20 protein-coding genes and 1 pseudogene are annotated in these 21938 nt (G+C 67.5%); 13 read left to right on the top strand and 8 right to left on the bottom strand.

What is annotated here, in order from left to right:
• Window positions 1-47 precede the first annotated feature (47 nt).
• The 5 genes from phoU to ACH4D5_RS16785 all read left to right on the top strand — a co-directional run bounded on the left by phoU (window position 48) and on the right by ACH4D5_RS16785 (window position 4816).
• The gene (gene phoU, locus ACH4D5_RS16805) at window positions 48-731 is read left to right on the top strand and encodes a phosphate signaling complex protein PhoU (protein WP_362993821.1); all 684 of its coding nucleotides are present in this window, start codon (window positions 48-50) and stop codon (window positions 729-731) included.
• 551 nt (window positions 732-1282) lie between these two features.
• Window positions 1283-1540, top strand: a complete 258-nt coding sequence (locus ACH4D5_RS16800; RefSeq protein ID WP_398302852.1) for a hypothetical protein — start codon at window positions 1283-1285, stop codon at window positions 1538-1540.
• An 875-nt stretch (window positions 1541-2415) separates the two neighbouring features.
• Window positions 2416-2823: a RusA family crossover junction endodeoxyribonuclease gene (locus ACH4D5_RS16795; protein ID WP_398302850.1), complete on the top strand. Its 408-nt coding sequence runs from the start codon at window positions 2416-2418 to the stop codon at window positions 2821-2823.
• A 2-nt stretch (window positions 2824-2825) separates the two neighbouring features.
• Complete coding sequence (locus tag ACH4D5_RS16790) at window positions 2826-3689, top strand: hypothetical protein (protein ID WP_398302848.1); 864 nt, start codon at window positions 2826-2828, stop codon at window positions 3687-3689.
• 356 nt (window positions 3690-4045) lie between these two features.
• Window positions 4046-4816, top strand: a complete 771-nt coding sequence (locus ACH4D5_RS16785; RefSeq protein ID WP_398302846.1) for a transposase — start codon at window positions 4046-4048, stop codon at window positions 4814-4816.
• Window positions 4817-5075: 259 nt separating this feature from the next.
• Here the strand turns inward: ACH4D5_RS16785 and ACH4D5_RS16780 are convergent, their stop codons facing one another.
• Window positions 5076-6686 carry a DUF262 domain-containing protein gene (locus tag ACH4D5_RS16780; RefSeq protein WP_398302844.1) on the bottom strand — a complete coding sequence of 537 codons (1611 nt, stop codon included), beginning with the start codon at window positions 6684-6686 and terminating at the stop codon, window positions 5076-5078.
• 203 nt (window positions 6687-6889) lie between these two features.
• Here ACH4D5_RS16780 and ACH4D5_RS16775 point away from each other — a divergent pair.
• Window positions 6890-7249 (top strand): annotated as a pseudogene (locus ACH4D5_RS16775) (tyrosine-type recombinase/integrase); the annotation flags it as partial.
• A 69-nt stretch (window positions 7250-7318) separates the two neighbouring features.
• Here the strand turns inward: ACH4D5_RS16775 and ACH4D5_RS16770 are convergent.
• The gene (locus ACH4D5_RS16770) at window positions 7319-8080 is read right to left on the bottom strand and encodes a phosphoglyceromutase (RefSeq protein WP_398302842.1); all 762 of its coding nucleotides are present in this window, start codon (window positions 8078-8080) and stop codon (window positions 7319-7321) included.
• A 200-nt stretch (window positions 8081-8280) separates the two neighbouring features.
• Between ACH4D5_RS16770 and ACH4D5_RS16765 the strand changes: the two genes are divergently transcribed.
• Window positions 8281-9564: an MDR family MFS transporter gene (locus ACH4D5_RS16765; protein WP_398302840.1), complete on the top strand. Its 1284-nt coding sequence runs from the start codon at window positions 8281-8283 to the stop codon at window positions 9562-9564.
• On the opposite strand, the gene ACH4D5_RS16760 is transcribed toward ACH4D5_RS16765, so the two are convergent.
• The 3 genes from ACH4D5_RS16760 to mshA all read right to left on the bottom strand — a co-directional run bounded on the left by ACH4D5_RS16760 (window position 9506) and on the right by mshA (window position 13270).
• Window positions 9506-11257 (bottom strand): glycosyl hydrolase family 28-related protein, encoded by a 1752-nt coding sequence (locus ACH4D5_RS16760; protein ID WP_398302838.1) that lies wholly within the window; start codon window positions 11255-11257, stop codon window positions 9506-9508. The genes ACH4D5_RS16765 and ACH4D5_RS16760 overlap by 59 nt on opposite strands.
• A 155-nt stretch (window positions 11258-11412) precedes the next feature.
• Window positions 11413-11922 (bottom strand): YbjN domain-containing protein, encoded by a 510-nt coding sequence (locus ACH4D5_RS16755; protein WP_398302836.1) that lies wholly within the window; start codon window positions 11920-11922, stop codon window positions 11413-11415.
• A complete protein-coding gene (gene mshA, locus ACH4D5_RS16750) occupies window positions 11915-13270 on the bottom strand; it encodes a D-inositol-3-phosphate glycosyltransferase (protein ID WP_398302835.1) in 1356 nt (451 codons plus the stop codon). The genes ACH4D5_RS16755 and mshA overlap by 8 nt, the downstream gene beginning before the upstream one ends.
• Before the next feature lie 191 nt (window positions 13271-13461).
• Between mshA and ACH4D5_RS16745 the strand changes: the two genes are divergently transcribed.
• The 3 genes from ACH4D5_RS16745 (at window position 13462) to ACH4D5_RS16735 (ending at window position 17280) form a co-directional block, all read left to right on the top strand.
• On the top strand, window positions 13462-14271 hold the full coding sequence (locus ACH4D5_RS16745; protein ID WP_398302833.1) for a class I SAM-dependent methyltransferase: 810 nt from the start codon (window positions 13462-13464) through the stop codon (window positions 14269-14271).
• Between the two features lie 244 nt (window positions 14272-14515).
• Window positions 14516-15574, top strand: coding sequence for a C40 family peptidase (locus ACH4D5_RS16740; RefSeq protein WP_398302831.1), 1059 nt, complete (start codon window positions 14516-14518; stop codon window positions 15572-15574).
• A gap of 275 nt (window positions 15575-15849) precedes the next feature.
• On the top strand, window positions 15850-17280 hold the full coding sequence (locus ACH4D5_RS16735; RefSeq protein WP_398302829.1) for a PP2C family protein-serine/threonine phosphatase: 1431 nt from the start codon (window positions 15850-15852) through the stop codon (window positions 17278-17280).
• A gap of 33 nt (window positions 17281-17313) precedes the next feature.
• Here ACH4D5_RS16735 and ACH4D5_RS16730 read toward each other — a convergent pair whose 3' ends face one another.
• The 3 genes from ACH4D5_RS16730 to ACH4D5_RS16720 all read right to left on the bottom strand — a co-directional run bounded on the left by ACH4D5_RS16730 (window position 17314) and on the right by ACH4D5_RS16720 (window position 18843).
• Window positions 17314-17652, bottom strand: a complete 339-nt coding sequence (locus ACH4D5_RS16730; protein WP_361721631.1) for a DUF2516 family protein — start codon at window positions 17650-17652, stop codon at window positions 17314-17316.
• Window positions 17653-17791: 139 nt separating this feature from the next.
• Window positions 17792-18403: a hypothetical protein gene (locus ACH4D5_RS16725; protein WP_398302827.1), complete on the bottom strand. Its 612-nt coding sequence runs from the start codon at window positions 18401-18403 to the stop codon at window positions 17792-17794.
• Window positions 18404-18435: 32 nt separating this feature from the next.
• Window positions 18436-18843: a helix-turn-helix domain-containing protein gene (locus ACH4D5_RS16720; protein WP_398302825.1), complete on the bottom strand. Its 408-nt coding sequence runs from the start codon at window positions 18841-18843 to the stop codon at window positions 18436-18438.
• Window positions 18844-19121: 278 nt separating this feature from the next.
• Between ACH4D5_RS16720 and ACH4D5_RS16715 the strand changes: the two genes are divergently transcribed.
• The 3 genes from ACH4D5_RS16715 to ACH4D5_RS16705 all read left to right on the top strand — a co-directional run bounded on the left by ACH4D5_RS16715 (window position 19122) and on the right by ACH4D5_RS16705 (window position 21884).
• Window positions 19122-20183, top strand: coding sequence for a protein kinase family protein (locus tag ACH4D5_RS16715; RefSeq protein WP_398303728.1), 1062 nt, complete (start codon window positions 19122-19124; stop codon window positions 20181-20183).
• A gap of 388 nt (window positions 20184-20571) precedes the next feature.
• Window positions 20572-21027 carry a DUF6228 family protein gene (locus tag ACH4D5_RS16710; protein WP_398302823.1) on the top strand — a complete coding sequence of 152 codons (456 nt, stop codon included), beginning with the start codon at window positions 20572-20574 and terminating at the stop codon, window positions 21025-21027.
• Window positions 21024-21884, top strand: coding sequence for an NAD(P)H-binding protein (locus tag ACH4D5_RS16705; RefSeq protein ID WP_398302821.1), 861 nt, complete (start codon window positions 21024-21026; stop codon window positions 21882-21884). Before ACH4D5_RS16710 ends, ACH4D5_RS16705 begins: the two co-directional genes overlap by 4 nt.
• The last annotated feature ends 54 nt before the right edge of the window (window positions 21885-21938 follow it).

Here is a 21938-nt window from a genome sequence, read left to right as displayed (position 1 = left end):
GAGCGTAGGGGCCAGCCCCCTGGCACGTACTAGAGAGGGACAGCCACATGCGGGACGCGTACCACGAGGAACTTGACTCGATCGGCGACAGCCTCGTCGAGATGGCCCGCCTCGTCGGGTCCGCGATCGGGCGCGCCACGACGGCCATGCTCGACGCCGACCTGAAGATGGCCGAGAGCGTGATCGCGGCCGACCAGAAGGTCGACGATCTGCAGCACGACCTGGAGGCACGCGCGATAGCCCTGCTGGCGCGCCAGCAGCCGGTCGCCACGGATCTGCGCATCGTGGTCACCTCGCTGCGCATGAGCGCCGACCTGGAGCGCTCGGGCGACCTCGCCCAGCACGTCGCGAAGCTGGCGAGGCTCCGCTTCCCCGACTCGGCGGTGCCGCGGGACCTGCACGCCACGATCCTGGAGATGGGCCAGCTCGCGCAGCGCCTGATGGCGAAGGCGGCGGAGGTCATCATCACCAAGGACGTCGACCTGGCGCTCCAGCTGGAGCAGGACGACGACGAGATGGACCAGCTGCACCGCACGCTGTTCCAGCACCTCATGGACGACCGCTGGAAGCACGGCATCGAGACGGCCGTCGACGTGACGCTCCTCGGCCGCTACTACGAGCGCTTCGCGGACCACGCGGTATCGGTGGCGAAGCGGGTCGTCTACCTGGTGACGGGCGAACACGCGGACGAGATACAGGCGACGGGGCCGGCGCAGGTGGAGGGGGCGTAAGCCTCCGAGTCCCCGGTTCTTCGCCGTCTTCGGTCTTCACCGTCTTCGGTCTACGCCGTCTTCCACGGATGGCTGTGCCCCGCGCGATCGCTTCGCGCGGGGCACAGCCATGTGTGTGCTCGCGAGCCTCGCCCGCCGTCGTCAGCCGCAACCGCCACCGCACTGGCAGCTGCCACCCGACTGGCAGCCACAGCTGCAGCCGGGGCCGCAGCCGCAGGACTGCAGAAGACAGACGGACTGCTCGGGAACGGATTCGCGCGTAGGGGACTCGGCCATGGTCTCCTCCTCGAAGGCGTACCGGCGTACTGCCTGATGCCATTGCATGCCCACAGGACCGGGGCGCGTCAACGGCGCACGCGCGCGTGGCGGTTGCCCACCCCGTCCCGGGGCGGGCCCATGAGTCCCCCTCGAGCCTCCCTCGGGCCCCGAGCCGTTTCAGCCTCGGATGAATGCTTTGCTGCCAACTACGGGTGACCGGGCAGCCACGAGGCGCGAATTCGGGTTACACAGGAACGTCCGGGTCTTTGGCTCCTGACGGGAGGGGTGGCCAAGTGGTGCTGTCGATCGACCTCGCGGTTCTGCTGGCTGTCGTCATCGTCGTGCTCCTGCGCAGACGAGTGGCTCCCCGCACGAAGACGGACACGTTCCTGACGATGTCCGTGGTCCTGGTCTTCGGCATCCTGGTGGCCCCGACAGACTTCGGCCAGGGCATCCAGAACGTGGTCACGGACCTGGCCCAGGGGATCTCGGAATCGTCTGCGGGGTCGGGGGCCGGGTCGGGGCAAGGTGGGGGCACGGGTACGCGATAGCGGGCAGCAGCCCATAGGGCGGCCCGCGGCCATGCGCAAGCCCCCGACCTACGGGCGAAAGCGCAGGCCGGGGGCTCTTGTTCGTGCGGGGCTACTTCTTCTTGCCCTGGGTGTTGCCGGGGATCTGGGTGAGCTGGGTTTTTGCTAGCCAGGTGCGGCGGGCTCGTGCACTTGATGGTCGTCGTTTGTCGTCATTGGCCACTGTCGAGCGGCCTCGGACGGCCCAGAGACGGCCCAGCCAGCACCGTCATGAGCGTTGACTTACCGCGTTACGCAGCGCCTCGAACCAAGCCATGGAGCCACCTCAGCCACCAGAACCAACCTCTGCGCCTGCGTTGCGGCTGTGGTCCCGGACGCGCCGGCATGCGAGGAAGTCGGGGAGGAGTAGAGACTCGTGGGCTTCGGCTTCGCCGGCCTCCACCACCGTGCAGATGGCAGTAACCGTTCCATCCAGCCGGGTTTCCGCACGCTCGTCCCTGCCGTGTCACCCCAGCGCAACGCCCCATGAAGCGAGTCTGGCAGAGCTTGCGCGGGCAGGGGGTGACTGTGGGGCAACTGCTTGCGGGAGCTACGGAGTCTCATACGCGGAGCCACCAGCTTGGGAAGCTGCGGTTCTTTGCGGCGGGTTGCGGTGCTGACCTGGGCGAACGGCAGGGGCACGGCCTCCTCGGTCTCGGCTGCATGCACTGCGAGTCCCCGCTGTTCCCCGCTCGATCTGGCGCGCTTGTGGTGCGGTGTGACGTGCTGAGGGAAGAGCAGCCCGGTTCCTGCAACTGTCCTGGCACGGTGGCATGCAATCACGCCGACGTAGGCCACATCGGTTGAGGAAGCCCATGGCCACTGTGAGTCGCCTGAGGGCCGACTAAGCTGAGGCCATGCCGGATCTGCCTTGGGACGTAGTGGTCCTTGGTGTGCCTGCGTCTGTCCAAGGGTCATCGAGCCGGAGGCGGCGCTGGAAAGCCGAGGTGGCAAATGCGGCGCTAGCCGCCTGGCCAGCCAACGATCCGCCGTTGACTCATAAGGTTCTAGCGACGATCACATTCTTCCACGTTGATGCCCCGCTGGACACTGACAACATGCTGAAGCCAATTCAAGATGCCCTGAATGGCATTGTCTACGTTGACGACGCTCAAATCACCGATATTCGCGCTGGCGTTCGTGATGTCAAGAAGCCGTTCCGAGTCTTCGGACTTAGTGAAGCCCTTGCAAACGGCTTCATGTCCGGCGGACCTTTCGTCCACATTAAGATAGAGAATCCACCGGACGAACAGGAGCTCCCGTAATTATGGAATCCAACGTCCAAGCTAGAATGAAGCTTCGAGAACTAGTTTCCCATTACGCGTCCCGTGGCTACTCGGTCGTGCCCGTCAAGGACCTTCCGGAAGGCATTGCTGCACTCCAGCCAGACCTGGTCGTAAGTAAGGGTGACGAGAATATCGTCATTGAGCTGAAGGGTGGGAATCAACCTTCCGGTTCGGCACATGCTGTTCAGCTGGAAAGGATGGCCGAAGCTCTGGAGGGCCTTGGCCGTTGGAAGCTGGAACTTCATTGGCTTGGCGCTCCCCCTGCCGAGCGGCTTCCACGGGATCAGATTGCCGACATCCTATCCCGGGCACTGGCGGTCCGACAGGTCGATGCCTCAGCAGCTCTGCTACTTGCATGGGCCGCAGCTGAGGTCGCATTGGACCGAATGATTCGAAGGCAAGAATCCTCGGATGCCAATTCTTCATCTGATCCCTTTAGTAGGCGCACGCCAAGGCAGATGGTGTCCCTGGCTCAAAGTCTTGGGTTGATCCCCGAGGATGTTTACGACGTCCTTCTGAGGACTGGTGACGCAAGAAATCGCATCGCTCATGGATTCAGCATGGAGGGAATTCTTGGCGTCGACGATCTCGCAGACGAACTTCTAGATACAGTTCGACGAATTGCCCCTGAGTCGTACGTATCGCCAGATCAGATGATTGACTGGTTTCACGACCACTACGGAGATCCCGTCCGAGATGTTCCTGATCCTGGCCCCGATCGCTGGCCAGCCCAACTCCTCCTTGCGGAACATTTTGTAGACTCGGACGATCGGGACATCGCCGAAGCGGCTCGAATCCTAGATCGCGAATCCGATGAGTGGGTGGAGATCAAGCCGATCCGTTAAGCACAGTTTTAACAATGGTGGGTGCAGAAATCACCGCTTTAAGAGAGAGGCGGGGTGATCCTGCGCCTGATCTGCGGCTTCGTTGGCTAAGGGTTGTCCCGCAACTACTGATCGGGTGCCTCTTGGTCTGGCTGCGTTGTCAGCGGCTCGAGATACCATCACTGCCTCAATGGGCCGGACGGAGATCGTGAGGGACTCGCGGCCATGGGGGGTGGGTCGCACAGGCCCCGGCATCCAGCTCGGGACTGGAGGTATCTTGCCGTAACCCCACCCCCCTCCCTCCCTGTAACGTCCGGTTCGTATCGGAAGGCAGTCTGCCGACGGGCGCAGGAATCCGCCGATGACATGATCTTGATGTGACTGGTGTGATCACGGCGTCGGAGCCTTCCTGGATAACCCCGTTCACCGGGCTGAGCCCGCGGCAGTTCGCCAAGCTGGTCACCGTGCTGCGGCGTGAGGGTGCGGACCCGGTACGCAAGGGCAGACCGTGGAGTCTGCCTCTGGAGGACCGGGTGCTGCTGGTTGCCGCGTACTGGCGCACGAACCTCACCCTTCGCCAACTGGCGCCGTTGTTCGGGGTGTCGAAGTCCGCAGCCGACCGGATCATCGACCACCTCGGCCCGGCGTTCTCGCTCCAACCCCGCAGACGATTCCGAAAGGACACCGTGCTGATCGTGGACGGCACCCTGGTTCCCACCCGCGACCACACCGTGGCCGAGCAGTCGAAGAACTACCGATACTCCACCAGTCACCAGGTCGTCATCGACGCCGACACCCGGCTCGTCGTCGCCGTCGGCCGGCCGGTCACCGGAAACCGCAACGACTGCAAGGCATGGGAGCTGTCCGGCGCGAAAGACGCCGTAGGCCACACCACGGTGATCGCGGACGGAGGCTACCGCGGCACCGGTCTGGTCATCCCGCACCGTCGCGAACGCGGCCAGAGCGAACTCCCGGACTGGAAAGAAGAACACAACCGCTCGCACCGTAAGGTCCGCGCCCGCGTCGAGCATGCCTTCGCCCACATGAAGACCTGGAAGATCCTCCGCGACTGCCGTCTGAAAGGCGACGGCGTCCACCACGCCATGCTCGGAATCGCCCGCCTGCACAACCTCACATTGGTCGACTGAGAGGCAACAGCACTGGTCAACCGGCACGCAATAGATCATTTACGGGACAACGCTTAGGGCGTGTCCCGACGGCCGACCCGTGACCGCGGCGCTCGAGCCCTCAGTTTGGGGGTTTGGCCAATCTTGGGGTAGCGGCTGGTCTGACCTGCGGCGGACCGGCGGCGTGCCTGGTCTGCTAGCGGCATGGTTTCCAGTGTTGCTCGTGGCTGGCATGGGCCGGCACTTTGGTCGGCCCCTCTCCCACGAGGAGAAAGAAATCTCAGTGCGCGCCTGAGCACAGTCGAAGGATCTCGCGTCTGACAATATCTACGCGAGCATCGAAGAATGTACCCAACTCGGCCATGGTGTAGTCGTACTCGTCTGCTGTAGGCATGAGATTGGATCGGAGTACATCGTCGGCATGAAGCCCCAAGTCGCCGATCAGCTCTGGCAAATAGTCCTTAGGGTCCCTGTCGCTAATCAGATTGTTATCGGCGGCTGCCAGCATGCAGAAGTTCAGCAGGTTACTACGCTCCACCCCTGGCGCCGTACGCTTTAGGAAGGCTTCCGGAAAGATATGGTGGAACTGCTTTCGATTGTAGACAGAAAGCGCTTCGGAGGTATCAATCGTATTTCCGTTGGTCAGATTCTTCGGGTTATTTTTTGCCAGAGTTAGAATGAACGCCCTGGAGCGTGAATTGTTTTTCCGGAAGACCATTTTTTTGATCTCTGCATTGGACAATCCGGTACCGAAAATTTCCTCGCTGCCGTCCTCGCCTTCGAGGACGAAGTTCTTGATCGCCTGGAGGTCGCGGGTAACGAAATCGTCAGGCGCGCCACGGTAGCGCTCGGAAAATGATGTACGCCAAAACCATCGTCGCACCCTACGAAGCGCCTGTGCGGAGAGGTTTGGGTTGTTGGCGTAGATGTAAGTGAGAATCACCAGGTGCGCTTCGTAAGGGAGGAAGCTCAGAGAGTGGATCTTGAAGTCGGTTGCCAGCTGGTCTACCGCTCGAAGCAGGGCCTTGCGGGTGCGGTCTACCAGGGAGTCCATCATCTGTGGGTTCCCTTTGAAGCCGCGTAGCGCGATTACGCGCTCACGGTTTGCGGACTCATATTGGACCACGGAAAGGCACTTGAGTACTGTGGTTCCCTTGATTTCGCCATAGTTCTTAGGCTCCAGGGAAAAGGAGATCTCCTCAACTTTCTCGTTGAGGTCGAATCCCTTCGACCACGTAGCGGCTACCATTAGGTCGAAGGTTGAAAGGTCGGTACCCGAACTGTTGATACGCTCGAAAATCGGACAAACTTCCTCGATTGTGAGATCTCTCAAGGTGACAACCGGGATTTGATAGCCGCTGAACACTTCGATCAGTGCATCAAATCGCTCTTGCAGTTGGTCTGCATTTTTGTGTGACTGGAGCGCAGTTCTGAAGTTGAGCAGCTTAGTTGTCTGATAGAGCCAGCGCATCGGAAAGTGATGCAGGGGTCGCTCGCCCGGCTTCTCCTCCAGAAATTTTTCTGCCTCTAGGTCGTAGACGGCGGAGAACCCTATGCCCTCATCCTCGGCCCCAAGGGCAGAATAAAGGACGGTCATGCGTTGCTGTCCGTCCAGCACATAGTCCGTGGGGGTGAGATCTTCGGTTTCTGGTAGCTTGAACTCGCCGATATTCCTCTCTGTGGCAAGCTTGTCTGCGGTGCGCCAGAGGAGAAGGCTTCCGATGGGATAATTGTTGGCGACGCTATCAAGTAGATCCAGTGCTTGAGCTACGCCCCACACAAATGGGCGCTGGAACTGCGGAACTTTAATCTCGCCTTTCCGTACCTGAGTGTTGAGGTCCTTGATGTACGGAGTGGCTGTTGAGAGACGACTACCTACGTGAGCGGCCATGATCGTAGGTTACGGTCACGAGGCCGGAAGCGTGGGCTAGTCCTTCAAATTGGGCGAAACCAACCTTCCCTATCAGACTCCCTCGGCCCGAGCCGTGATGCATCCCCTCTTCGGCACCAGGCGGCTGCTTTCTGAGTGCCGCGGGCGCCGACCGGCCTGGAGCGGGGCGGAGACAGGAGCGCAGGCCCGGCCGGGGGCCGGGTCCGGTGACCAAGCGGCTCGTCTTCACCGGGCCGCGCGGTGGGCACGTCTGGCGTACGTCGCTCAACGAGGAGGCGTGGAAACCGACGCTGGCTGCGGCGGGCATCATCCCCGTGCCCGAGCGGGGCCGGCCGTACGCCGAGTCCCGCGAGAACGGCATGCACGCCCTCCGCCACTTCTACGCCTCGGTGCTCCTGGACGCGGGTGAGAACATCAAGGCCCTCGCGGAGTACCTGGGCCACTCGGACCCAGGCCTGACGCTCCGCGTGTACGCGCACCTGATGCCGTCCAGCCAGGAGCGCACCCGCAAGGCGGTCGCCGCCGTCTTCGACACGGCCCGGCCGGAGCCGTCCCGCACCTGACGGCCCAGAGGCAGCGACAAGCCCCCTGCTCGCGGAAAACCCGCAGGCAGGGGGCTTCTTCGTGCGGGCTTACTTCTTCTTGCCCTGGTTCTTCACTGCCTCGATCGCTGCCTTCGCCGCGGCCGGGTCCAGGTACGTGCCGCCCGGGTTCAGGGGCTTGAAGGTGGCGTCGAGCTCGTAGGAGAGCGGGATGCCCGTGGGGATGTTCAGGCCCGCGATGTCCTCGTCCGAGATGCCGTCCAGGTGCTTGACCAGGGCGCGGAGGCTGTTGCCGTGGGCCGCCACCAGGACCGTCTTGCCCGTGAGGAGGTCGGGGACGATGCCGTCGAACCAGTACGGGAGCATGCGGACGACGACGTCCTTGAGGCACTCCGTCTGGGGGCGCAGCTCCGGGGGGAGCGTGGCGTAGCGCGGGTCGGAGAACTGCGAGTACTCCGCGTCGCGGTCCAGCGGCGGGGGCGGGGTGTCGTACGAGCGGCGCCACAGCATGAACTGCTCCTCGCCGAACTCGGCGAGCGTCTGGGCCTTGTCCTTGCCCTGGAGGGCGCCGTAGTGGCGCTCGTTCAGGCGCCAGGAGCGGTGGACCGGGATCCAGTGGCGGTCGGCCGCCTCGAGGGCGAGCTGCGCCGTGCGGATGGCGCGCTTCTGGAGCGACGTGTGGACCACGTCGGGGAGCAGGCCGGCGTCCTTGAGCAGCTCACCGCCGCGGACCGCCTCCTTCTCGCCCTTCTCGTTGAGGTTGACGTCCACCCAGCCGGTGAACAGGTTCTTCGCGTTCCATTCGCTCTCGCCGTGGCGGAGGAGGATCAGCTTGTACGGTGCGTCGGCCATGCCTCTGAGCGTAATCGAACCCCGGGGAGCCTCGCGCGCGTGGGCGCGAGCGGGACAGGGGGTGCCATGCGGCGGATGACAGTTGACGGCTGCTGTCAATTGAGTGGCGGTGCGGGATCAGGGGCTCGTAATATGCGGGTGCTGTCTGCGCCTCTTACATCTGCCTCTTACATTTGATGTCGTCCCCGGGGGAATCTTCCATGCCGTTCGCCACCATGAGACGTGCCGTCACGGAGAGCGTGTCGGGGCTCCCACGAGCCTTCTGGTGGTTGTGGACCAGCACGCTCGTCAATCGGCTCGGTGCCTTCGTCGCCACGTTCATGGCCCTGTACCTGACCCTGGAGCGGGGCTACTCCGCCTCGTACGCGGGGCTCGTGGTCGCCCTCCACGGGCTCGGGGGTGTCGTCTCCTCGCTCGGCGCGGGAGTGATGACCGACCGGCTCGGGCGGCGGCCCACGCTGCTGATCGCGCAGGCATCGACGGCCGTGTCGGTGGCGGTGCTCGGGTTCATGGAGCACCCCGTCGCGATCGCCGGCGTCGCCTGCGCGGTGGGCATGGCGAGCAACGCGTCCCGGCCCGCCGTTCAGGCGATGATGGCGGACATCGTCCGGCCGGAGGACCGGGTGCGGGCCTTCTCGCTCAACTACTGGGCCATCAATCTGGGCTTCGCCATCTCCTCGGCGGGTGCCGGGTTCATCGCCTCGTACAGCTACCGCGCCGGCTTCCTGATCGAGGCCGCCATGACGATGGCCTGCGCGATCGTCGTCTTCGCGAAGCTGCCGGAGTCGCGGCCCGTGCGGACGGCGCTGGAGAAGGCGGCGGAGCCCGATGTGGGCCTCGGGACCGTGGTGCGGGACGGGCGGTTCATGGGCGTGGTCGGGTTGTCCTTCCTGGTCGCGCTGATCTTCCAGCAGGGCTCCGTGGGGCTGCCGATCGCGATGGGCGAGGCGGGGTTCACGCCCGCTGACTACGGCGTCGCCATCGCCGTCAACGGCGTCCTGATCGTGGCCCTGCAGATCCCGGTCACGCGGTTCATCGAACACCGGGACGCGGGGCGGCTGTTGGTGATCTCCTCGGTGCTCGCCGGGTACGGTTTCGGGCTCACCGCGTTCGCCGGGTCGGTCGGGGTCTTCGCGCTGACCGTGTGCGTGTGGACGCTCGCCGAGATCGTCAACGCGCCGACGCAGACGGGGCTGGTCGTGCGGCTCTCCCCGGTCCACGGCCGCGGGCGCTACCAGGGCATGTACACGATGTCGTGGTCCGTGGCCGCGCTGGTCGCGCCGCTCATGTCCGGCTTCGTGATCGACCGTTTCGGGGCGGAGTGGCTGTGGGCCGCTTGTGCGGTGATCGGGACGGGGGCGGCCTTCGGGTACTGGGCGTTGATGCGGAAGCTGCCGGAGGAGGAGGCCCCCGGCGCCGCTGAGGTCAGCGCCGCAGAGCCCGTTGCGCCTCGAACAGATTCCGTGGCCGAACCGCGTCCGTAATGCCGTACAGCTCCAGACGCGCGTGCAGGTCGCCCGTGAAGTCGGGGACGTCGATCTGGTCGAACTCTCGGACCGTGTTGAGACCGACCGTCGCGCTGTAGGGCGCGAGTTCGTCGATCTTCATCAGGCCCGCGCGTTCGTTGGTGACGCGGATGTTCCAGTGGGTGAAGCGGGCTCCGAAGAGGGGGCCCGCGCTCGCGTCGCCGCCGTGCCGGCCGTTGTTGTTGATGGTGATGTCCGTACGTACGTTCGCGAACGGCATACCGCGATGGCTGTCGAACGTGCCCATCTCCATACGGCCGCGTGACCAGACGTTGTAGGAGGAGAGGCCTTCGACGTTGATGCCGTGCAGTTGGGTGCCGGGCGGGGCGGGGGTGGTGCGGGCGTCGATCCGGAAGTCCTCGATGAGGTTGTCGTGCGAGCCCTCACGGCAGAAGTACGGGTGGTGGGAGCCGCGGCCGGTCACGCGCGTGCGGCGCAGGGTGCAGGCGGAGGCGGCGACCAGGCCGAAGCCGTTGTCGACGTGGCGTACGACGATGTCGTCGGCCCAACAGTCGTACGCGCACTGGAACGTGACGCCGTTGTAGCCCTTGTCGAGGAGGTGCGGGGACTGCGGGGTCTCGGGCGCTTCGAGGGTGAGGGCCTCGACGCCGGAGCCGGTCAGCGCCGGGACGTGGGTGGTGAGACGGGGGTCCCACTCCGGGCGTACGTCGAGGGGGAGCGGCCGTTCGAAGGTGACCCGGCGTCTGCCGCGGTGGAGAGCGGCGATCCGTACGGGCCACTCGTAGGGGACGTACGAGGTGAGCTTCGTCTTGTCGTCCCAGGTGTACGACTTCGCGCCCGCGCCGTCGCCCGCCATGTGCTCCAAGAGGGTGTGGTCGGGGTCATCCGCGAGGCGGAGGAGGACGAGGTCGCCCTCGCGGAGGCGAGAGGTGTCGGTGACGGTCACCGACCAGGAGCCCCGGCGGGCGGGACGGACGGGAGTGAGGGGCTCCCACTCGTCGCGCTTGTTGCCGGTCCAGCCCTCGAAGGGCCAGCTTTTTGCCTTGATGGCGGTGGTGAGGGACTGCCAACGGGCTTCGGGGCAGAGCCAGATGAGGCCGCCGGCCCAGGACCAGCTGGACTTGTCGCCGCCGTAGCGGGAGCCGTAGGGACCGATCAGCTCGGTGAGGCTCTTCGTGGCGAGGAGGGTGGTGCGGGTGCTGCCTGCGCCGCGGAGGGTGACGTTGTCGTGGGTGATGCGGATGAGGTCGTCGATCCGGTACGTGCCGGGGTGCAGCACTACGGTGCCGCCGCCCTTCTCGCCCGCGTCGGCGAGGGCGCGGTTGATCGCGGGGGCGGCGTCGGACTTGCCGTCGGGGTGGGCGCCGTAGCGGCGGGCGTCGATGTGGGGTCGGGGGTTGTTGGCCGGGTGGGTCGAGGGTTGCCTTCCCGCGCGGCAGCCTGCCCGGCCGATGTAGGGGATCTGGGGGTGGGTGTAGGGGGTCTTGGTGAACTCTCGCCAGAGGGTGGGGGTTTGGGGCATGCCGGGGGCGGGGGTGGGGGCGGGGGCGGCGTGGGCGGTCCCGGTGACGGTGGCGGCACTGGTGACGGCGGCGGCACTGGTGACGGCGGCGGCGCTGGTGACGGTGGCTGCCGCGACGCCTATCGCGCCGCCGAGCAGGGTTCGCCTGGTGGGTTCCTCGTGTGCCATGCCCTGCCCGCCGCCTTCCGCTTTTCATGGATGTGAACGGAGTTCATGCCTGCGATGGGCGGGAGCATGGCATGGCGCGGCGCTGGGCGGAAGGGGGCGGGAACCATCCGCCCGTTTGCCCGGCACCGAGTCGTGCGAGTAGGGGCGGGCGGCTCTCAGCGGCCCGTCTCAGCCCTCGGCTGGGTCAAGTGCGTGAACGCCTCAAGATTGCGCGTCGACTCGCCCCGAGCGACCCGCCACTCGTACTCCTTGCGGATCGCCGACGCGAAGCCCAGTTCGAGGAGGGTGTTGAAGGAGTCGTCGGAGGCCGAGAGGACCGAGCCGAGAAGGCGGTCGAGTTCCGTCGGGGTGACGGCGGAGAGCGGGAGCTTGCCGGCGAGGTAGATGTCGCCGAGCGAGTCGATCGCGTAACTGACGCCGTAGAGGCGGAGGTTCCGCTCCAGGAGCCAGCGGTGCACCGCCTCGTGGTTCTCGTCCGGGTGGCGGATCACGAAGGCGTTCAGGGAGAGGGAGTGGTTGCTGACCCGCAGTGACAGGGTCGTGGAGAGCTTTCGGGTGCCGGGGAGCTTCACCACGTACGAGCCGGGCTCGACGGTCTCCCACTCGAGCTCGGCGTCGTCCAGGGTCCGCTCGATGATCGCCGCAGTGTCCGCCTGATCAGCCATGGTGCGAGCGTACGTGACGGCGGGACGTGCGGAAGTCGTGCATCGCCGCGGTGTAGACGTCCGCCGTCGAGGACGCCGCCGTGTCCCAGCCGAAGGACTCCGCGTGCCGGGCCGCGGCCTCGCCCATGCTGTCCACAAGGTGTGGATGGTCGGCGAAATCGCGCAGCACGCGCGCGTAGTGGGCCGGTTCGTGGTTGGGGATGAGGAATCCGGTCACCCCGTCGCGTACGGCGACGGGCAGACCGCCGACCGCCGCCGCGAGGACCGGCGTGCCCGCCGCCTGCGCCTCGATGGCGACGAGGCCGAAGGACTCGCTGTACGAGGGCATCACGAGGACGGACGCCGCCCTGAACCAGTCCGCCAGCTGCTCCTGGCCGACCGGCGGCTGGAAGCGGACGACGTCCGCGATCCCCAGCTTGGCGGCCAGTTTCTGCAGCCCCTCCGGCTTGGCGAGGCCACTGCCGCTCGGGCCGCCGACGATGGGGACGACGATGTTCGAACGCAGCGCGGGACGCTCGTCCAGGAGGACGGCGACCGCGCGGAGCAGCAGGTCGGGGGCTTTGAGGGGCTGGATGCGGCCCGCGAAGACCGGCACGAGGGCGTTCTGCGGCAGGCCCAGGCGGTGCCGGGCGGCGGCGCGGCCGTCGGCGGGGCGGAACCGGTCGAGGTTCACGCCGGGGTGGACGACGGCGACCTTGCCGGGCTCGGCTTCGTAGTGGCGTACGAGCTCGTCGGCCTCTTCGGAGGTGTTGGCGATGAGGCGGTCGGCGGCGCGGACGATCTGGGTCTCGCCGATGACGCGGGCGGCGGGTTCGGGGGTGTCGCCCTCGGCGAGCGCCGCGTTCTTGACCTTGGCCATGGTGTGCATGGCGTGGACGAGGGGGACGCCCCAGCGTTCGGCGGCGAGCCAGCCGACGTGGCCGGAGAGCCAGTAGTGGGAGTGGACCAGGTCGTAGTAGCCGGGCCGGTGTCCCGCCCAGGCCTGCATGACACCGTGCGTGAAGGCGCAGAGCTGGGCCGGCAGCTCTTCCTTGGCGAGTCCTTCGTAGGGGCCCGCGTCCACGTGGCGCACGAGGACGCCGGGCGCGAGTTCCACGGCGGACGGGAGCCCTCCGGCGGTGGCGCGCGTGAAGATCTCGACCTCGATGTTGATCGCGGCGAGGCGCTTGGCGAGCTCGACGATGTAGACGTTCATGCCGCCCGCGTCGCCCGTACCGGGCTGGTGCAGCGGCGAGGTGTGCACGCTCAGCATCGCCACGCGGCGCGGACGCCGCTGAGTGCCGGGGATACGGAGCCGCGGGGGTGCCGCCGGGGAGCGACGCCCGAGCCTGGACACGTACTGGCTCACGTGGCGGTCCTCCTTGCGTACGGACATGACTGCGGGCATGACTACGGGGAGGGCGTACGTACCTCCAGAGGGGGAACACCGGAGCCGGCTGCTCCATTTCCGCCTGGCCCCCGCCCGGCTCGTTTTTGCCAAAGCGTTACGCTGCGTCGTCACGCGTGTCTCTCCACCGCCGTCCCGCATACCCTTCCTCCATGGCCCCACGCACCTCTTCCCGCCCCGTGGGAACGGTGACGCGCGGGACCACGAACCCGAACCGGCTGCGCCGCATGGACCGCTGGATCGCCGCGGTCCACGGCCCCGCGCTGCGCCGTGCCGCGGACCCCGTCGCCGTCGACCTGGGCTACGGCGCCTCCCCCTGGACCGCCGTCGAGCTGCTGCTCAGGCTGCGTACCGTCGCCCCACGCGCGCGGGTGGTCGGCATCGAGATCGACCCGGCGCGGGTCGCGGCCGCCGCGCCGTACGAGCGCGAGGGCCTCTCCTTCCTGCACGGCGGCTTCGAGATCCCGCTGCCGGCGGGAGCGGGGTCGGGGCCGGTCCTGATCCGGGCCGCGAACGTCCTGCGGCAGTACGACGAGGAGCAGGTCGCCGCCGTCTGGGAGCGGCTGCGGGCCCGCCTCTCCCCCGGCGGGCTGCTCGTCGAGGGCACCTGCGACGAGATCGGGCGGCGGCACGTGTGGGTCGCGCTCGGGCCCGAGGGGCCGCGCACGGTGACGTTCGCGACGCGGCTCGGCTCCCTGGACCGGCCGTCCGACCTCGCCGAGCGGCTGCCGAAGGCGCTGATCCACCGGAACGTGCCGGGTGAGCCCGTGCACGCGTTCCTGCGGGACTTCGACCGGGCCTGGGCGGCCGCGGCGCCGTACGCCTCGTACGGGGCGCGGCAGCGGTGGATCAGGGCGGTGCGGGACCTGACGGCCGACTGGCCGGTGGCCGACGGGACTTCGCGGTGGCGGCAGGGGGAAGTGACGGTGCGCTGGGAGGCGTTGGCGCCTCGCTCGGGGTGAACCCGCAGGTCTCCCTGAGGCCACCCTGACGTCACCCGGAGATGTTCTGGTGCAGGCGGTGACGGGGAACGATCTTCGCGTGCGGTACGTCACATGGGGCGTAGCGGTACGTCACATGGGGCGTATGGGGGATCGGAGTTGCTGTCGGGCTCTGTCGGATCGGGCGTCGGCATGGCACCATCCCGGTGGCGACCGTAAGTTACTGACGGTAAATCAGGTACATCGGCTTTGGGGGTGGCGGAGCGTGACTGGCAAGCGATACTCGACAGCGACGGCCGTGGCGCTGATCTGCGCGGCGACGGTGCTGGCCGCACCGGGGACGGCCTTCGCGAGTCCGGCGAAGCCCACCGATCCGGCCCCCCGGACGGACGAGTCGCTCGAGCAGGTCCGCAAGGACATCGACAAGCTCTACCACGACGCGGGCGTGGCCACCGACGCGTACAACGCGGCCGAGGAAAAGGCCGACAAGCAGTCCGAGCAGATCGTGAAGCTGGCCAAGGAGATCTCCAAGGGCCAGGCGAAGCTGAAGAAGCTCAAGGCCCGCGCGGGCGCGGCCGCCCGCGCGCAGTACCGCGGCGGTGGCATGCCGGACGAGGCCCAGCTCATGCTCAGCGACAATCCGGGCCGGTTCCTGGACGGCGCCGGGCGCCTGCGGCAGGGCCAGAAGGCCACCAAGGGCATGCTCACCGAGCTGGAGCGCACGCAGGAGGACCTGCGGATATACGCCGAGGACGCCACCGCCCGCTGGAAGAAGCTGGAAGCCAACCGCAAGGCGAAGGCCGCCTCGAAGAAGAAGATCAAGAAGAAGATCGCGGCCGCCGAGAAGCTCGAATCGACGCTGGAGAAGAAGGAGCGGGAGCGGCTGCGCAAGCTGGAGGAGGCGGCCGCCCTCAAGAAGCAGTCGGCGTGGGTGAGTTCGGGTGCCCTGAAGGACGTCAGCGGGAAGGCGTCACCCCAGGGCAAGAAGGCCATCGAGTTCGCCACCGCCCAGATCGGCAAGCCGTACGTGTGGGGCGCCGAGGGCCCCGGGTCGTACGACTGCTCCGGACTCACCTCGAAGGCCTGGTCGGCCGCCGGCCGCGGCATACCGCGCACCTCGCAGGAGCAGTGGAAGCAGCTGCCCCGCGTCGACGTCAAGAACATGCGCCCCGGCGACCTGATCATCTACCACGCGGACGCGAGCCACGTCGGGATGTATCTGGGTGACGGCGCGATCGTGCACGCGCCGCGGCCCGGCCGGGACGTGACGATCGCGGGTGCGGGATCGATGAAGATCCTCGGGGTCGTACGCCCGGACAAGTAGGCGGACGCGAGAGCGGGGGGCGGCATCGGGGGTGGTGGGCCCCGGCCCGTGTGACCCAGCGCACCCCGCGCCCGGCCGCTCAACCCTCCCGGCGTGATGTTCGTCATCCCTGGCGGGACCCCGCCGTGCCCAAGTGCGTTCCTGGATGCGGCATATGACGGTGGCCGTTTGCCGCGCGCCATTCCACTGGAGGCACGGCTACCGCTATGGTCCCCGTCGGTGCCGCGTCGACCTGCGTGGCGCCATGCCCTCGGGGGGAGGGAAGGAAGCAAGCGATGCCCGTACCCATACCGCGGCAGAGAGCGATCCCGGCCGCGGAAGGCGGTCAGGCTCATGCGGCGCCCCCGCACGACACGACGGCGCCCGCCCACGCCCCGACAGCGAACACCCACAGCAACACCAGCACCACCAGTGGCACCAGCAGCACCAGCAGCACCAGCAACGACAAGAGCAGTGGCAACGGCAGTGGCAACGGCCACAGCAGCGGCTCCAGCCTCAGCCTGCTGGTGATCGAGGACGACCCGGCGGGCTCGCTGAGCGTGCCCCAGCTCCTCGACTCCGCGGGCAAGCCCATCCGCATCCGCACCGCCCGCAACCTCACCGAGGCCGAGCGGCTGCTCACGGACGACGTGCACTGCATCCTGCTGGACCTCGCCCTGCCGGCGCCGGGCACCCAGTCGGCCCCGGGCGCTCAGCCGACGCCGGGCGCCACCGAGGCGGACGACGACGAGCTCGTCGCCCTCAAGCACGTGCTGCGCCTCGCGCCCCGGCACGCCGTCCTCGCCCTCACCGCGAACGACGACTCCGAGCGCGGTGCCGAAGCCGTCCGGGTCGGCGCACAGGACTACCTCTTCCGGGAGGAGCTGGACGGACGGCTGCTCAGCCGCGCCATCCGGTACGCGGTGGAGCGCAAGCGCGCCGACGCCGCCCAGCGCCAGCTGACCGAGTCGCGCCTGCGCGCCCAGGAGAACGCCCGCCTGGAGCGCGGCCTGCTGCCGACGCCGCTGCTGGAGGGCTCACCGCTGCGGTTCGCCGCCCGCTACCGCCCCGGCCGCTCCCGCGCGCTCCTCGGCGGCGACTTCTACGACACCGTGCGCACCCCCGACGGTTCCGTGCACGTCATGATCGGCGACGTCTGCGGCCACGGGCCCGACGAGGCGGCGCTCGGCGTGGAGCTGCGGATCGCCTGGCGCGCGCTGACCTTCGCGGGGCTCTGCGGCGACGAGCTGCTGTCCACGCTCCAGAAAGTCCTGGAGCACGAGCGCGAGAACGACGAGATCTTCGCGACGCTCTGCACGGTCGACATCGCCCCGGACGGCCGCCGCGCCGGTCTCTGCCTCGCCGGGCACCCGGCGCCGCTGATCGCGCGCGAGGGACGCCTCGCCGAGCTCCTGCCGTACGAGGACGGGGGCCCGGCCCTCGGGCTCCTGCCGCGCGCCCGCTGGCCGCGCCGCCAGGTGGAGCTCGGCGGCGCATGGAGCCTGATGCTCTACACGGACGGTCTGATCGAGGGCCGGATCGGCGAGGGCAACCAGCGCCTGGGGCAGGACGGCATGGTGGAGATGATCCGCCGCCAGGTCGCCGCGGGGCTGCGGGGCGACGAACTCCTGGAGGCGGCCGTGAACGAGGTCCGCGACCTCAACGGCGGCGACCTCACGGACGACGTGGCGGTGCTGCTCCTGGACCGCTCGCCCGGGGTGCGGTGACGTCACCGCACCCCTCCGGGGAAGTCGTGGGGGCTACCGGCCGCCGTTGTACGGGCCGTACGGGCCGTCGCTGCTGGAGCCGCCGCGGCGGCCACCGCGCCCGCCGCCCGTGATCTGCTGGATCGCCGGGCGCACGTCCACCATGTACACGATGGTGGCGACGAGCCCGATGATCGGCAGGAACGACAGGATCGGGAAGAGCAGGTTCACCACGAAGGCGATGCCGAGGATGATCAGCCAAAACGGCTTGGTCTTCTTGTCCGCCGCGCGATAGGCGTCCTCGCGCCGGACCGCGGCGTCGATGAGGGCGAACCCGCTGAAGACGATCAGGGCCAGCGACAGCAGCCACATGAAGTTCGCGAACCCTTGCATCAGCACAACGTCCACCACCAGTCTCGGCCAGTCACGGCTCATCGATTTACGCGGCCACGGTACCCGCTACCCCGTCAACGGGGCGGGCACGCGGAGAGTGCCCGCCCCTCGCGCACGCCGGAAGCGTGTCGCGGCGCTGCTACTTGGCGGGCGGCGGCGTCTTCTTCGCCGTCGTCTTGCGGGCCGGGGCCTTCTTCGCGACGGGCTTCTTCGCGGGGGCGGCGGCCGCGCTCCGGGGCGCGACGACCGCGGCCGACTCGGGGCCCGCGCCCTCCGCCACCACGGGCTTCGCCTCTTCGTCGGGCTCGACCGTCTCGGCCAGGTCGAGGATCTCCTCGGCGGCCTCGCCGCGCCAGGACTTCACGGCCTGCTCGCCGTGCTCGGCGACCTCGTCGTACTTCTCACGCGCCTTGACCGCGAGCTCGGCGGCCACGCCGACACCGCGCAACGCGAGGTCCTGCGCGGTCTCCTGAAGCTTCTTCAGGTCGGTGTCGAGCGTGCCGAGCACCTCGGTGACCTTGGCCTGGAGGGTCTCCTGCGCCTCCTTGGCGCGGGCGGCGGCCTTGTCCTGGACGGTCTTGGGGTCGGTGTTGCGCACCGCGTCGATGCGCGAAGGAGCCTCGGCGATCAGCTGCTCGACGAGACCGGGAACCTTCTTCGCCTGCTGGAGGGCGAGGTCCGCGGACCCGGCGACGAAGTACGCGGGGGTGGGATTGCTGAGGGTCTTGCGCAGGTCATCGGTGATGGCCATGACGATGGTCCTCCCGGATTCGCGTCGGCTTGTCAGCTTGAGGGTGTCTGCTTCGGGTCGGCATCACTGCCGTCGGCGTCGTACGTGGCCGCGTCGAAGCCGTTCTCCTTGCGGAACGACTCGTAGATCTGCAAGAGCACCTGCTTCTGGCGCTCGTTGAGGGACGGGTCGGCGAGGATGACGGCACGCGTCTCCAGCTCGTCCCGCTCCTTCTCGTCGAGGATCCCGGCTCGCACGTACAGCGTCTCGGCGGAGATCCGCAGGGCCTTGGCGACCTGCTGCAGAACCTCCGCGCTCGGCTTGCGCAGGCCGCGCTCGATCTGGCTCAGATACGGATTGGACACCCCGGCGGCGTCGGCGAGCTGCCGCAACGACAGCTGCGCGGTGCGCCGCTGCTCGCGCAGGTACTCGCCGAGATTGCCGACGTTGAGTGATGCCATGCCCCGATGGTGCAGCACCCTTGCTAACTTTTGCAAGCACCCGCTTGCAATAGTGCACCACATCACGCCACACCACGCAGGGCGCCCTGTGACGAGTGTGATCGGGTCCCGGTCGTTCTGCGGAGTGCGACCTCTTGCGGGTTGCCCTATGGACGTCGCGCGGCGAAAACTCTCCCTGCTCGGCCTGTCAGCCTTCGCGTACAGTGCGCAGGCAACTCGCGTGCACGGTGGAAAACGAGGTCGGCATTCCAATGCAGGTAGCGGGCGTGCATCCCGATATGCCGGAAAGCGCCCGCCTGGCCGCCTACAGCACAGTCTCTACGTCCCTCGCCCTGCAAAGTGATCGCCGGCTGGGCGATCTCGTTGACGACGCCATACCCCTTGGCTCCGGTATCGGCGGAAGGTCTGCGCTGCTGAAGGTTGATGGGAAGCCGGTCTTCGTGAAGCGGGTGCCGCTCACGGATATGGAGCGGCTGCCGGAGCACGCACGGTCCACGGCCAACCTGTTCGGGATTCCCACCTTCTGCCAGTACGGCGTCGGTGGTGGGCCTGGTTTCGGGGCATGGCGGGAGCTCGCCGTTCACACCATGACGACGAACTGGGTGCTCGGAGGGCAGTACCAAGGGTTCCCGATGATGTACCACTGGCGCGTACTGCCGGACACGGCCGCGCTTCCCGAGGAACTCGCGGACGTGGATCGGGTCGTGGCCTATTGGGGAGGCAGCCCGGAGGTGCGCCGTCGTATCGAGGCCCTTCAGCAGTCCTCTGCGAGCCTCGCGCTGTTCCTGGAGTACATCCCTCAGACGCTCGACGAGTGGCTCACCGAGCAGGTACAGGCTGGTGAAGAGTCTGCCGACCGGGCTTTTTCCCTGGTGGAGGGCGAGTTGGAGACCGGCACGTCCTTCATGAACGCTCGCGGGCTTCTGCACTTCGACGCCCATTTTCACAACATCCTGGTCGACGGCCGACGCCTTTACTTCGCCGACTACGGCCTCGCCGTCTCCTCCCGATTCGATCTGTCACCGTCCGAGACCGGCTTCTTCGAACTGCACAGGACCTACGACCGCTGCTACACACGCAGCTGGCTCGTGAACAGGCTGATCACGAAGCTGTACGGATACGAGCGGAAAGAACGCGAGGCGCTTATCCGCGCATGCGCGGAAGGAGAGGACCCGCCGGACGGACCGCAAAAGGCCAGGGCGATCCTCTCCCGCCATGCACCGCTCGCCGCAGTGATGACGGACTTCTACGTCAAGATCCAGGACGAGAACAGGGAAACCCCGTACCCGCTGGAGGCGCTCCGCCGGGCCCTCCATGCATACAGGTCACGTCGCAGCTGAACAGGTACTCAGCTTGTCCTGAGACGTCAGGCATGTCCACGGGCTCCACGTGAGGTTCTCCGGTCGATCAGCTGGATAAGGGGTTTGGTCCCGTTCTTCCTTCTCGGTCCCGCTGCTTCTGCACAGTGGTTCCTATGGCGGGAACGATCAGCTGGCCGCCCCGATCAATACCGGTGCGACCGTCGCGGCCTTCTTGGTCGCCGGCGCGGGCATCGTCTACAAGCGGCGGTGAACGCTGCGCGCCGCGCGGGGACACCAGTCGACCGCACACCCTCGGAGGACCGGCATCACCATGGAGCGTGTCCGTGCAATCGCCGAAGCCGTCCTCCACCCCACCGGCAACGAATCCAAGTGACGTCGAACAGGCTGTTGACCTAACGTTCCGCCCATGACCACCCCAGACGTCGGCGCTGACGACGAGGCCGGCGTGACCATCCGCTGCCGGGACAACGCGTCCGTCGGCGTGACGTTCTGCGACCGGTTCAGCTTCGACGCAGACTCGGTGCACTATGCCGTTGAGCTGCGGGCCCCCGGTCTGACCGCTCGCGTCGACGAGGTCGTCGCCTGGATCTGGGACAGCGATCTCACCACGTTCCTGGAAGAGCTTGCCTCCGACTACCGGGGGTGGGAGGGCGAACGGAGCTGGCAGACCGACGACCAAGAGCTGACGGTGTCGGCGGTCTTCCGGTCCGGCGGCCACGTCGGGCTGACCTGGGCCTTGCGGCCATGGCCTCAGGCCGCAGGCGGCTGGGGCGCCTCGGTGACCACCTGGCTGGAGGCCGGCGAGCAGCTGACTTCCCTGGTGGCCGACGTCCGGGCCTTCCTCGCCGAGGAGCACCGGTGACTTCCGGCATGCGCATCGCCGTGACAGGGGCGGCCGGCAGTTTGGGACGGCGGGTGGTGCGGTTGCTCGCGGGCCGGGCCGACGTGGACGTCGTAGCGATGACCAGGCGGAAGCCGCCCGCCGATGCGGTACCGCCGGGGGTGGAGGTCGCCGTCGCCGACTACGCCGATCCGCCCGCTCTGCGTGCGGCGCTGAAGGGCGTGGACGTTCTGGTCTTCATCTCCAGCGACGGGCCCGACGCGCGGGTACTGCTGCACCACCGCAACATCGTCGCCGCTGCGGCGGCCGAGCGCGTCGGCCATGTCGCAGCGCTGAGCAGCGTTGACGCCGACATGGCGTCCCCGTTCTGCTACGCCGTGGTCAACCGGCTCACCGAAGATCTGCTTCTGGCCTCCGGCGTCCCGTGCTCGTTCGCCAGGGCTTCGCTGTACATCGAGTTCTTCCGGTCCTGGCTCACCGAGGCGCGAGCGACCGGGCTGCTCAGGCTGCCGGCAGCGGATGGCCGGGTCTCCCTGGTGGCGCGCGACGACGTAGCACGCGCCCTCGCCGCACTCGCGGTGGGTGAGCCGACCGGCCGGCACCATGACATCACGGGACCCGAGTCGGTGGACCTGGCAGGCATCGCCTCGATCACGACGGAGGCCTGGGAGACACCTGTCTCCTACGTGGACATCCCGTCTGACACGTACTGCGCCGAGACTGCGGCGGCCGGGCTGGATCCCTGGTGGACCTACGCCTTCGCGTCCATGTTCGCCTCGGTGCGCGAGCAGCGCTGGGATCGAGTCCGAAACGACTACACCGAGCTGACCGGCCGCTCCCCCGTCGCTCTCCGCGACGCCCTGTCGGCACACGGGTGAGAGAGCCGACCATCGCCCGGCAAGCCCTCGAGCCCTCGGGCCCTAGCTGCCCGT

This window comes from Streptomyces sp. NPDC018029 (assembly GCF_044327655.1).
Lineage (GTDB): Bacteria > Actinomycetota > Actinomycetes > Streptomycetales > Streptomycetaceae > Streptomyces.
The sequence above is the reverse complement of the archived record's forward strand: the minus strand, read 5'-3'. Positions and strand labels throughout refer to the sequence as shown.

Excerpts from the sequence above, each read along its gene's own strand:
- phoU (WP_362993821.1), top strand. The coding sequence starts at position 48 with ATGCGGGACGCGTACCACGAGGAACTTGACTCGATCGGCGACAGCCTC.
- ACH4D5_RS16795 (WP_398302850.1), top strand. The coding sequence starts at position 2,416 with ATGCCGGATCTGCCTTGGGACGTAGTGGTCCTTGGTGTGCCTGCGTCT.
- ACH4D5_RS16790 (WP_398302848.1), top strand. The coding sequence starts at position 2,826 with ATGGAATCCAACGTCCAAGCTAGAATGAAGCTTCGAGAACTAGTTTCC.
- ACH4D5_RS16780 (WP_398302844.1), bottom strand. The coding sequence starts at position 6,686 with ATGGCCGCTCACGTAGGTAGTCGTCTCTCAACAGCCACTCCGTACATC.
- ACH4D5_RS16770 (WP_398302842.1), bottom strand. The coding sequence starts at position 8,080 with ATGGCCGACGCACCGTACAAGCTGATCCTCCTCCGCCACGGCGAGAGC.
- ACH4D5_RS16765 (WP_398302840.1), top strand. The coding sequence starts at position 8,281 with ATGCCGTTCGCCACCATGAGACGTGCCGTCACGGAGAGCGTGTCGGGG.
- ACH4D5_RS16760 (WP_398302838.1), bottom strand. The coding sequence starts at position 11,257 with ATGGCACACGAGGAACCCACCAGGCGAACCCTGCTCGGCGGCGCGATA.
- ACH4D5_RS16755 (WP_398302836.1), bottom strand. The coding sequence starts at position 11,922 with ATGGCTGATCAGGCGGACACTGCGGCGATCATCGAGCGGACCCTGGAC.
- ACH4D5_RS16745 (WP_398302833.1), top strand. The coding sequence starts at position 13,462 with ATGGCCCCACGCACCTCTTCCCGCCCCGTGGGAACGGTGACGCGCGGG.
- ACH4D5_RS16735 (WP_398302829.1), top strand. The coding sequence starts at position 15,850 with ATGCCCGTACCCATACCGCGGCAGAGAGCGATCCCGGCCGCGGAAGGC.
- ACH4D5_RS16730 (WP_361721631.1), bottom strand. The coding sequence starts at position 17,652 with ATGCAAGGGTTCGCGAACTTCATGTGGCTGCTGTCGCTGGCCCTGATC.
- ACH4D5_RS16725 (WP_398302827.1), bottom strand. The coding sequence starts at position 18,403 with ATGGCCATCACCGATGACCTGCGCAAGACCCTCAGCAATCCCACCCCC.
- ACH4D5_RS16720 (WP_398302825.1), bottom strand. The coding sequence starts at position 18,843 with ATGGCATCACTCAACGTCGGCAATCTCGGCGAGTACCTGCGCGAGCAG.
- ACH4D5_RS16715 (WP_398303728.1), top strand. The coding sequence starts at position 19,122 with ATGCCGGAAAGCGCCCGCCTGGCCGCCTACAGCACAGTCTCTACGTCC.
- ACH4D5_RS16710 (WP_398302823.1), top strand. The coding sequence starts at position 20,572 with ATGACCACCCCAGACGTCGGCGCTGACGACGAGGCCGGCGTGACCATC.